The organism is Caldisalinibacter kiritimatiensis (genome assembly GCF_000387765.1).
Taxonomy (GTDB): domain Bacteria; phylum Bacillota; class Clostridia; order Tissierellales; family Caldisalinibacteraceae; genus Caldisalinibacter; species Caldisalinibacter kiritimatiensis.
This window is the reverse complement of record NZ_ARZA01000113.1, coordinates 1-10,651: the sequence shown is the minus strand read 5'-3', so window position 1 is coordinate 10,651 and position 10,651 is coordinate 1. Positions and strand designations below refer to the sequence as shown.

Annotated in this window: 11 protein-coding genes; 9 read left to right on the top strand and 2 right to left on the bottom strand. The window is 27.2% G+C overall.

Translation table 11 applies throughout. The annotated features are described in order from the left end of the window. The first annotated feature begins 237 nt into the window (after window positions 1–237). The gene (locus L21TH_RS05650; RefSeq protein WP_006311324.1) at window positions 238–1,134 is read left to right on the top strand and encodes a LysR family transcriptional regulator; all 897 of its coding nucleotides are present in this window, start codon (window positions 238–240) and stop codon (window positions 1,132–1,134) included. Here the strand turns inward: L21TH_RS05650 and L21TH_RS05645 are convergent. Continuing rightward, window positions 1,131–1,349, bottom strand: a complete 219-nt coding sequence (locus tag L21TH_RS05645; protein WP_006311323.1) for a sulfurtransferase TusA family protein — start codon at window positions 1,347–1,349, stop codon at window positions 1,131–1,133. The two genes, L21TH_RS05650 and L21TH_RS05645, sit on opposite strands and share 4 nt — an antisense overlap. 110 nt (window positions 1,350–1,459) lie before the next feature. On the opposite strand from L21TH_RS05645, the gene rfbB reads away from it, so the two are divergent. The 8 genes from rfbB to L21TH_RS05605 are packed head-to-tail and all read left to right on the top strand — an operon-like array spanning window position 1,460 to window position 8,897. Further along, complete coding sequence (rfbB, locus tag L21TH_RS05640; RefSeq protein ID WP_006311322.1) at window positions 1,460–2,446, top strand: dTDP-glucose 4,6-dehydratase; 987 nt, start codon at window positions 1,460–1,462, stop codon at window positions 2,444–2,446. Between the two features lie 27 nt (window positions 2,447–2,473). Beyond that, window positions 2,474–3,226 carry a sugar phosphate nucleotidyltransferase gene (locus L21TH_RS05635; protein WP_006311321.1) on the top strand — a complete coding sequence of 251 codons (753 nt, stop codon included), beginning with the start codon at window positions 2,474–2,476 and terminating at the stop codon, window positions 3,224–3,226. Then, window positions 3,210–4,355 carry a dTDP-4-amino-4,6-dideoxygalactose transaminase gene (gene rffA, locus L21TH_RS05630; RefSeq protein WP_006311320.1) on the top strand — a complete coding sequence of 382 codons (1,146 nt, stop codon included), beginning with the start codon at window positions 3,210–3,212 and terminating at the stop codon, window positions 4,353–4,355. Before L21TH_RS05635 ends, rffA begins: the two co-directional genes overlap by 17 nt. 2 nt (window positions 4,356–4,357) lie before the next feature. Then, on the top strand, window positions 4,358–5,095 hold the full coding sequence (locus tag L21TH_RS05625) for a glycosyltransferase family 2 protein (protein ID WP_006311319.1): 738 nt from the start codon (window positions 4,358–4,360) through the stop codon (window positions 5,093–5,095). Between the two features lie 30 nt (window positions 5,096–5,125). Next, a complete protein-coding gene (locus L21TH_RS05620) occupies window positions 5,126–6,364 on the top strand; it encodes an ATP-grasp domain-containing protein (RefSeq protein ID WP_006311318.1) in 1,239 nt (412 codons plus the stop codon). A gap of 19 nt (window positions 6,365–6,383) precedes the next feature. Then, on the top strand, window positions 6,384–7,370 hold the full coding sequence (locus L21TH_RS05615; protein WP_006311317.1) for an ABC transporter substrate-binding protein: 987 nt from the start codon (window positions 6,384–6,386) through the stop codon (window positions 7,368–7,370). Beyond that, window positions 7,360–8,145: an ABC transporter permease gene (locus L21TH_RS05610; RefSeq protein ID WP_034429434.1), complete on the top strand. Its 786-nt coding sequence runs from the start codon at window positions 7,360–7,362 to the stop codon at window positions 8,143–8,145. The genes L21TH_RS05615 and L21TH_RS05610 overlap by 11 nt, the downstream gene beginning before the upstream one ends. Next, a complete protein-coding gene (locus tag L21TH_RS05605) occupies window positions 8,142–8,897 on the top strand; it encodes an ABC transporter ATP-binding protein (protein ID WP_006311311.1) in 756 nt (251 codons plus the stop codon). The genes L21TH_RS05610 and L21TH_RS05605 overlap by 4 nt, the downstream gene beginning before the upstream one ends. A 22-nt stretch (window positions 8,898–8,919) precedes the next feature. On the opposite strand, the gene L21TH_RS05600 is transcribed toward L21TH_RS05605, so the two are convergent. Further along, window positions 8,920–10,476 (bottom strand): ArnT family glycosyltransferase, encoded by a 1,557-nt coding sequence (locus L21TH_RS05600; RefSeq protein WP_006311310.1) that lies wholly within the window; start codon window positions 10,474–10,476, stop codon window positions 8,920–8,922. Window positions 10,477–10,651: the final 175 nt, after the last annotated feature.

Here is a 10,651-nt window from a genome sequence, read left to right as displayed (position 1 = left end):
GAACATATAAATATAGTTTATAAAAGAAAATTTAAGAAAATACAGATTGATTATCTTGTCGTTTTATTGACAATAATAGTATAGGACAATTATAATAATAACAAAGAAATAAGTTTCTAGCAATTGGGAAAAAGTATATATTTAACATAATATGAAAATTATATGTTGTAATAATGTTAACAAAAGTAGCAAACTAAATATATTGAAATTAATGAGATAATAGGGGGGGAACCCATTTTGCATATAGAATGTTTTGAATACTTTCATAAGGTTGCTAAGGCTAAGAGTATTTCAAAGGCTGCAAGTGATGCTCATATTTCTCAGCCAGCTCTTAGTCAACAGATTCAAAAACTAGAAGAAAGCTTAGGATATGAATTGCTAAAAAGAAGTAATAAAGGAGTAGAATTGACAGAAAAAGGATTGATAGTTTTAAAATATGCTGATAATCTTGTAAGAACTTATGAAGCTATGATGGAACATTTAAAAGAGGATTCGGAAAATGGTGGAACTATTAAGATAGAAGCATGCTGGCCAATAGCCACTTATGCATTACCATGTGTTTTGTATAAAATAAAGAATAAATTTCCACATCATAATTATGAATTAATATCAAATTCATTTGAAGCAATAGAAGAGAATATTAGAAATAATATTGCGGATATAGGGGTTGTTTATGGGAAACCAAATGATAGTTCTTTAGCTTACTATGAAATAGGAACTGATAATCTTGTTTTAGTAGCATCATATGATTATAAAATAGATGATGAAATAAAATTTGAAGATTTTTTAAAATACCCATTTGTTTTACTAAATGATAATCTAAATATTGAAGAAATTTTATTAGATAAGATTAAAAGTTTAGGACATCAACCTGATGAATTAAATATTCTTTATAAAAGCGATTCAACTGAATCCGTTAAATCTTCTATTTTTAAAGGATATGGAGTTGCTTTTCTGCCTTATATTTCTATAAAAAAAGAATTATATGAAAAACGATTAAAGTTAATAAAAATCTCAGATTTTTCTTTAGAATATAAAATGTATTTAATAAATGAAAATAATAAAAGAATGAGAAAAGCAGTTAGCGAATTCATTGAGTATTTTAAAGAAATAGGGAAAGAAAGTTTGTGCTAACATTTAGTAATAGTTATTTCCCAAACACCATTAATTACTTCATCAACGTTATATTCTACGTCATATTTTTTTAATAGTTCAACAAGAGATTCCAAGGTACAGCTATGATCTGTTACTATCATAAAAGATTCTCCAGACTTCATATTATGAAGTTCTTTTTTTGCTTTTATAACTGGAATAGGACACACATCACCTAAACAATCAATCTTCTTCATAGAAATTCTCCTTTATTATAAGCTAATAATTATTATATCATATTTTTATGTTATAATGTTACAGAAATAGATAAAGTAAAAATTTAAATATAAAATATGGAGATGTTGAAATGACAAGGTTGCTTATTACTGGTGGCGCAGGTTTTATAGGTTCAAATTTCATAAAATACTTATTTAAAAATAATAATGATATAAGCATTATAAACGTAGACAAGTTAACGTATGCTGGGAATTTAAAAAATCTTGAAGAAATAAAGAATAATGACAATTATACTTTTATTAAAGAAGATATATGCAATAAAACTAGTATGAAATATATTATCAATTTTTATAAACCAAATTATATAATTAATTTTGCTGCAGAATCACATGTAGATAGAAGTATCGAAAGTAGTGAAGAATTTATAAAAACAAATGTATTAGGTATACAAGCATTGTTAGAATGTTCATTAAATAGCAAAATAAATAGATTTATACAGATTTCAACCGATGAAGTATATGGGTCAAATGAAACAGGTTTTTTTAACGAAAAATCAGTATTGAAACCTAATAATCCATATGCTGCTAGTAAAGCTTCTGCAGATTTATTGGTACAATCCTTTCATAATACCTATGGGCTACCGACAATAATAACTCGGTCAAGTAATAATTATGGACCTCATCAGCATAATGAAAAGCTCATACCGAAGGTCATTACAAACTGTTTATACAGAAGAAAAATACCTATTTATGGAGATGGTACTAATATTAGAGATTGGATTTATGTTATGGATAATTGTGATGCAATATATAAAGTATTGAATAAAGGTGCTAGTGGTGAAGTTTATAATATAAGTAGTAATAATGAAAAAAGAAATATTGATATAGTTAGAATTATTATAAAAAAAACTAAAGAAATATTACAAACTAGAGGTTTAGATATCAATGGTGTTAGTGAGGATTTAATTGAATTTGTAACTAATAGAAAAGGACATGATAAAAGGTATGGAATTGATTCTAGTAAATTAAAGGATACACTTGGTTGGAATCCTATAATACAATTTGAAAGTGGAATAGAAAAAACAATTGAGTGGTATATTGATAAGGAACTTAAATAAAGGTAAAGGCTCTTGGGAGGGAAGTGTATGAAAGGCATTATATTAGCAGGTGGCAAAGGAACAAGATTATTTCCTTTAACTAAAAGCATAAATAAACATCTTTTACCTGTTGGAAAAGAGCCTATGATATATAATCCTATAAAACAATTAGTATCAGCAGATATTAAGGATATTTTAATAATAACAAGTAGAGAAAATATGGGAAATATGGTTAATCTTTTGGGAAGTGGTAGAGAATTTGGTTGTGATTTTACTTTCAAAGTTCAGGAAGAACCTAGAGGCATAGCAGATGCTCTTTTATTAGGGGAGAAATTTGCTTCTGGAGATTTAATTACTGTGATTTTAGGTGATAATATTACTACTAAAAGCATTAAACCCTATGTGAGTAAATTTAAAAAACAAAAAAACGGTGCTAAAGTATTACTAAAAGAAGTTTTAGATCCATATCACTTTGGAATAGCAACATTAGATAAGAAAAAAATTATTAACATACAAGAAAAACCTACTATCCCTCAAAGTAATTATGCTGTTACCGGTATATACATGTATGACAGTGAAGTTTTTGATATTATTAAAGATATTCCTTTATCACCTAAAGGAGAACTTGAAATAACTACAGTTAACAATGTGTATATTGATAAAGGAAAATTGACATATGATTTTTTAGATGGCGATTGGATAGATGCAGGAACAATAAAATCTTATAAACAAGCTAATGAGATGCTTTACAAAATAAACAATAGAATTAACAACGGTGATTATGATGAAAATACCATTTAATAAAATTTATTTAACTGGAAATGAGCTTAAATTTATTGAGGAAGCCTTTAATAAGGAAAGTGTTAGTGGAGATGGATACTTTACTTCTAAAGTATCTTCTTTCCTTGAAGAAGTATTTTCAATACCAAAGGTTCTCATGACAACTTCTGCAACACATGCATTAGACATGGCTATGATGCTTATAAATTTAGGACCTAAAGATGAGGTAATAATGCCTTCATTTACTTTTCCATCTACAGCAAATTCTGTGATGCTTCAAGGAGCAACACCAGTATTTGCTGATATATTACCAACTACTCTGAATATTAATCCCGATGATTTAGAAAAAAGGATTACAAAAAATACTAAAGCAATAATTCCAGTTCATTATGGTGGAGTAGGATGTGAGATGGACAGGATAATCAATATTGCTAATAAATATAATCTTTATATAATCGAAGATGCTGCTCAAGCAGTTAATTCTAAGTATAAAGATAAATTTTTAGGAACTTGGGGACATTTAGCTTGCTATAGTTTTCATGGAACTAAAAATTATATAAGTGGAGAAGGTGGGGCATTAGTTATTAATTCTAAAGATGATAAGTTAATTGAAAGAGCTGAGATTATAAGACAGAAAGGAACTAATAGAAATAAGTTTTTAAAAGGGGAAGTAGATAAATATACATGGGTAGATATTGGTTCTAGTTATACACCATCCGATATTTTAATGGCACTACTATATGGACAGTTACAACATTTAGATGTTATAAAAGAAAGAAGAGGGAAAATAGTTCATTATTATATTGATGGCTTAAATAGACATTTAGAATCTGGCTTAATAAAGGGAATGACATCTTTATGGGAACATCAAGATTCAAATCATCATCTTTTTTATATTATATTAGATAATGAAACAATTAGAGATAAAGTAATAAACAAATTAAGAAATGTTGGTATATATGCAGCTACTCATTTTGAGCCATTACATAGCTCTTCCATGGGACAAGGGTTAGGATATAAATTAGGGGATTTGCCAATAACAGAAAGAGTTAGCAAGACACTATTGAGGTTACCATTATATACAAATATGACTATTGAAGAAGCAGATTATGTAGTACATCAATTAGATGAAATATTAAAGGAGATTTAAAAATGTGGAGTAGTGGTTCTGTAGTAATTCCTGTTTATAATAGTGAAGATTCTTTAGACGAGTTATGTCATAGGTTATCTCAAGTATTAAATAATATCTTTAAGAAATATGAGATTATTTTAGTAGATGATTATAGCACAGACAATAGCTTTTTAAAGATGAAGGAGATTTATAGTAAAAATAAAAATATTAAAGTTATAAAACTTAAGAAAAATTTTGGTCAGCAAAATGCAATAAAATGTGGATTTGAATTTGCTACTAATGATTATATAATTACTATGGATGATGATTTGCAGCATCAACCAGAAGAAATAATAAAAATAATGAAAAAAATGGATGAAGGCTATGATGTTGTATATGGTATAGCTCAAAAAAAAGAACATAATTTTTTAAGAAATTTTGGTTCAAAGATGACTAATTTTCTATTTAATATTATTTGTCAAAAACCAAAGGATATAAGAGTTAGTAGTTTTCGTTGTATTAAAAAAGATATTTTAGAAGAAATAAAAAGGGATAAAACTCCCTTTGTATATATAACTGCTATAACACTTAAAATTACTAGAAATATAGGGAATGTATATGTTGAGCATAAACCGAGGAAATATGGTAGCTCCAATTATAATTATTTAAAGCTTATCAAGTTATTTACTAAACTTTTTATATATTATTCAGATTGTAAACTTATTAATAAATTTTTGAAATCGGGGCCTCAGTTTCAAATATATAAAAGCTATCTTTAAGGATACTAGAAAATAAGGAGACTAGAAAAAATGAAACTTTTAATATTAGGTGGAGGAAATAATCAGATTAATGCCATAAAACGAAGCAAAGAAAAGGGAATTACCACTATAGTTTCAGATTATTATGAAGATGCACCGGGTAAAGAGATTAGTGATTATGGTGAGTTAGTTAGCACCTTTGATGTTGAAGGAAACATGAAAGTAGCTAAGAAATATGATATTGATGGTATTATGACCATAGGGACTGATCAACCAATTTATACAGTAGCTAAAGTAGCAAATGAACTAAAAATTCCTTCATTTTTGAGTGTTGATACTGCAAAGGCAGTTACAAACAAAAGAGTAATGAAAAAAGTTTTTGATGATAATAATATACCAACTGTAAACTATGTACTTATCAATAGAAACTTCAAAGAATCAGAACTAAAGAATATTAAGTTTCCAGTTGTTATAAAACCTGTTGATAGTCAAGGTCAAAGAGGTATTTTTAAATTAAATTCCATAGATGAAATAAGGGAAAAGATTGAAGACACATTAAGCTTTTCTAGAGAAGATGTAGTATTGGTTGAAGAATATTATAAAAGTGAAGAGATTACTGTAAGTGGTTGGGTACATGAAGGTAATACTCATATAATTTTAGTTACTGATAGAGTTACATTTACTAGTAATAAACATATTGGAATATGTTTAGCACATGACTTTCCTTCAAAATTTTTGTATGAATATCATGAGGATATTTATGATATTACAAGGCAAATAGTTGAAGCCTTTAAGATTAAGGAAGGGCCTATTTATTTTCAGATGCTGATAGGTAATGAAGGTATTAAAGTTAATGAAGTAGCTTGTAGAATTGGTGGAGCATACGAGGATCAATTAATTCCTTTACTAACAGGGATAGATATTTTAGATATGGTTATAGATTATTCATTAGGCAAAAAAGTAGATTGTACAAAGCTCCAAAAATATGATTTACTAAAAAACAATAAGAAAGCATCTGTTCAGTTGTTTTTTGCAAGACCTGGTAAAATTAAAGATTTAAGTGATTTAACAGAAATTAATAACTTACCAGGAATAGTAGAGGCAAAATTCAATTTTAAGGTTGGAGACGAGCTAAAGAAAATCGTAAATGCTACTGCTAGAGCGGGATATATGATTATTGTTGGAAAAGATAATGAAACTCTTGCAAATAATATAAACAGAGCTTTTAAACATTTAAAAATATACGATGAAGAGGGAAATAATCTTGTAACACAGTATAAAATATATTAACTAGGAGATGAAGAGACCTATGAAAAGAATTACAAGAAACAAAAGTTTATACTTTCTATTAGTGGTGTTTGTTACGTTATTTTCATTAAGTGGATGTAAATTCAAGAAAGATATATCACAAAATAATGAAATAAGAATAGCTGAACAATATGGTTTAGCATATGCTCCACTTCAAATAATGAAGGTTAAAGGAATTATGGAAAAAAACTTACCAGGGGCACGAATAACATGGAAACAAATGGGGAATACTGCAGCGATAAGAGAGGGCATGATAGCAAATCAAGTAGATATTGGATTTATGGCTATTCCACCGTTTTTGATTGGTTTAGATAAAGGAATGAATTGGAAAATTGCCAGTGGATTATCCTCTATGCCTATTGGATTAGTTACTTATAAAAGTGATATAAAATCTATCAAGGATTTTACATCAAATGATAGAATTGCTTTACCACAACCTGGTAGTATTCAGCACATACTTTTATCTATGGCTTGTGAAAAAACTTTTAAGGACGCACATAAACTTGATAATTTATTAGTTACTATGGCACATCCTGATGGTATGAATGCTTTATTAGCTAAAAAAGATATAACTGCTCATTTTACTTCTCCACCTTATATTTTCAAAGAGTTAGATAATGAAGGCTTTCATCAAGTATTAACTGGTAAAGAAGCTATGGGTAAAGATTTTACTTTTATTATTGGTGTAACAACAAATGAGTTTCACGATAAAAAAACTGTTGAATATAAAGCTTTTGTAGATTCTTTACATGAAGCAATTAGATTTATAAATGAAAAACCTGAAGAAGCAGCAGAAATTTTAGCTGGTGAATATGACTTACCAAAAGAAGAGATATTAACATACATTACAGCCGATGAAACAGTATATAGTAAAGAAGTAAAGGGATTAAAGGATTTTGCAGATTTTATGGAAAGAAATAACTATATATCTAAGTCTTTTGAAAATCTAGAAGAAGTATTATGGGAAGATGTTAGTTATGAAAAATAAATTTATTCATAATAAATTTATTTTACGGATTTTTTGGATATTAATATTTGCATTGATATGGCAAGGACTTGCTATGAGTAAAGTATTCAATCCCACTTCTTTTCCTAGGATAGAGACAATTTTGTATTCCTTAACAGATGATGTATTAAAGGGAGATATGATTTTTCAAACTTTATATTCATTAAGTCTCATTTTAAAGGGGTTAATAATAGGACTATTAATTGCTATTATACTATCAGGACTTTCAATGCAATCAAAGGTTTTTGAAGGATTAGTTGAAACTATCATATCTATTGCTCATCCTTTACCTGGCATAGCTTTACTTCCATTAGTCATTCTTTGGCTAGGTATTGGTGAAAAGGCTATTATTTTTATAATAGTACATTCAGTATTATGGCCATTAATACTTAATTTACTTACGGGTTTTAAGTCAATTCCTAAAATATATAGACAAATAGGAAAAAACTGTGGATTAAATACTTTGGGGGTTATTAGACATATATTAATTCCTGCTTCATTACCTTACTTTATAACAGGTTTAAAGATAGGATGGGCAAGAGCTTGGAGAGCAGTTATAAGTGCAGAAATGGTTTTTGGTGCAGTTGGAGGTACAGGTGGCCTTGGATGGTTTATTTTTAAAAAGAGAGTATTTATGGATTCACCTGGATTATTTGGAGGATTAATAGTTATTATATTTATAGGAATAGTTGTTGAGGATTTACTTTTCGATAGAATTGAAAAAATGACTATTAGAAAATGGGGTATGACTATATGAGTGCATTACTTGAAATAAAGGATTTGTCTAAGTCTTTTATTAAAGATAACAAGAAAGTAAATGTACTAAATAAAGTAAGCTTTAATGTAAAAAAAGGAGAATTTATTTCTATAGTAGGACCTTCAGGCTGTGGAAAATCAACACTGTTAAGTTTAATTGCAGGATTTGATAAATATGATGAAGGAAGTATTCTTTTAGAAGGTAAAAAAATATTAGATCCAAGTCCTAAATGTATGATGGTATTTCAAGATTTTAATCAACTTTTTCCTTGGAAGACAGTTTTGGAGAATGTTTTATTTCCATTAAATATTAATAAAAAAGATATAGAATTAAAAAAAAGAATAGAATTGGCTAAAGAGTATTTAAAGATGGTTAAGTTAGAGGGGTATGAAGATTATTATACACATGAGATATCTGGAGGAATGAAGCAGAGGGTAGCTATTGCAAGGGCTTTAGTAATGAAACCAGATATCTTATTAATGGATGAACCCTTTGGTAGTTTAGATATTCAAACTCGTACGGAGTTGCAAAATATTTTAATTCAATTATGGAAGGAAACAGAAGCTACTATTGTTTTTGTTACCCATGATATAGAAGAAGCAGTTTTTGTATCAGATAGAATAATAGCAATGGGCAAATCATCTAATGGTATTAAAGATATAATAGTAAATAATCTAGATAGGCCAAGGGACAGATTAAGCACTAGCTTTATTGAAAAAGTAAAAGAACTTCATAATAAAATAAAGGAATAAAAAAAAGTAACCTTGTAAGCTATTACTCGGTTACTTTATATATTTTTATCCACCAATCTCTAGTATGAATGTATCTTGCTATTCGAATTCCATACATATTATCTTTAAATTCATGGACAAGGGTACATTTAGTATCTATAAATTTTTTCATATCTTCATAATAATAATAAGTATTTCCATATATTGAATTCCATACAGGTCTAGTATTATATATAAAATCCATTTCCTCTGAATATATTATATATTTAATGTCATGGAAATATATATATTCTGAAAAGCTCATATCATGTTCTTTTAATAAAGCAAGATTTCTATAATCATATAGCTTTCCGTTTTCAAAATAATATTCACAATTCAAATTAGCTAAGACTGTATCATTCTTTTTTACCACTTTTCCTATTTCGTTAAGGTAATCATAATAACTATCACCTAAGTATGGAAGTATGTTACTAGTTGTATTAATGATAAGGATGATACACAATAAAGCTATATATAGTAATTTGAATTTTTTTATGTCCTTTATTATATAGGTTGTTAATATATAAAATGATGGAAAAAGGAATATCACACTTGTTGCATTGAATCTACCTATAATAATTATCCCAGCATTTATGGCTAAGATAACTAAAATGATAGAAAGAAAATTATCTTTATTAGAAGTTTTTTTACTAAAAAATAGCTTAGCAAAGGCAGTAAGAAATACTGCGATAAATAAATAAAACTGAAATTTTATATTAGGTGTATAGTATGTACCACTGATACCGTAATAAAGTTTTAAGTAAAAATTTTTTATTTGTTTAATTTTAGATGTTATAGGTTTATTTACTCCAAATTGTTTTCCATAACTGAAGTAATTGTTTATAAAATTAGGATCAAATTTAAAACTAAGAAAGACAAAGAACAAAGCAAATAAAGAAACCACTACAATGTATATTGTAAGATTTTTAAATTTTAATTTTTTTGTGATAAAAATCTCATATAAATATAAGAATACAAATGGAAGAGAAATTATAAAGCTGTTTGGATGTATACCTATACTTGTTCCAACTAGAACGCCTATCATTATGTCTTTATAATAATTTGATAACCTATTAGTTTTATAGAAAATATATAGACCAATTGTAAGGATAAATAGCAGTATTATTTCTTGTCTAGCAAAATGGGATGCATAAATAAATTGAATATCTATTGATAATAAGAAGGTTGAAAACAAAGCTAATTTCTCTGATTTCAATAGAATATAGCAAAGCTTATAAAAAAAGAATAATGTCAGAGTTCCCATAATTAAAGATAATAATCTAAAGGTAAAAATATCATATCCAAATAGTTTTAAAAATAATATTTGTAATAAGTGGAATAAGGATTTAATTGCATGTGGATTTCTTTCATATAAATCAAAAAATGTTTCTGTAACAGCAAAACTTTTTTTTTCCATAATATTTCTAGACAAGCCACTAAGCCAAGGTTCATCTGAATGAACAAAAGGAAACTTAGTTAAAAACATTAAATTTATTATAAAATAAAGTATTAGAAGTCCTATAATGACTTTTTTGTTAAAATTATATCTTGTTTTAACCATTTTTTCACCTCGTAATTAATAATAAATATCTAATTTTAACATTAGAATTTAATAAAAAACAGATGACTTCCAATAAATTATAACATTGCCCTTAGATTATATTAATAGTATAATTGTATTTAATAATCAAATACTATATTTCAAATATTTATAACAAAGATTTCTATTTTTAAGG

Bases quoted from the DNA above. Each gene is read 5' to 3' on its own strand.
- L21TH_RS05645 (WP_006311323.1), bottom strand. From the start codon at position 1,349: ATGAAGAAGATTGATTGTTTAGGTGATGTGTGTCCTATTCCAGTTATA.
- rfbB (WP_006311322.1), top strand. From the start codon at position 1,460: ATGACAAGGTTGCTTATTACTGGTGGCGCAGGTTTTATAGGTTCAAAT.
- L21TH_RS05635 (WP_006311321.1), top strand. From the start codon at position 2,474: ATGAAAGGCATTATATTAGCAGGTGGCAAAGGAACAAGATTATTTCCT.
- rffA (WP_006311320.1), top strand. From the start codon at position 3,210: ATGAAAATACCATTTAATAAAATTTATTTAACTGGAAATGAGCTTAAA.
- L21TH_RS05625 (WP_006311319.1), top strand. From the start codon at position 4,358: ATGTGGAGTAGTGGTTCTGTAGTAATTCCTGTTTATAATAGTGAAGAT.
- L21TH_RS05620 (WP_006311318.1), top strand. From the start codon at position 5,126: ATGAAACTTTTAATATTAGGTGGAGGAAATAATCAGATTAATGCCATA.
- L21TH_RS05615 (WP_006311317.1), top strand. From the start codon at position 6,384: ATGAAAAGAATTACAAGAAACAAAAGTTTATACTTTCTATTAGTGGTG.
- L21TH_RS05610 (WP_034429434.1), top strand. From the start codon at position 7,360: ATGAAAAATAAATTTATTCATAATAAATTTATTTTACGGATTTTTTGG.
- L21TH_RS05605 (WP_006311311.1), top strand. From the start codon at position 8,142: ATGAGTGCATTACTTGAAATAAAGGATTTGTCTAAGTCTTTTATTAAA.
- L21TH_RS05600 (WP_006311310.1), bottom strand. From the start codon at position 10,476: ATGGTTAAAACAAGATATAATTTTAACAAAAAAGTCATTATAGGACTT.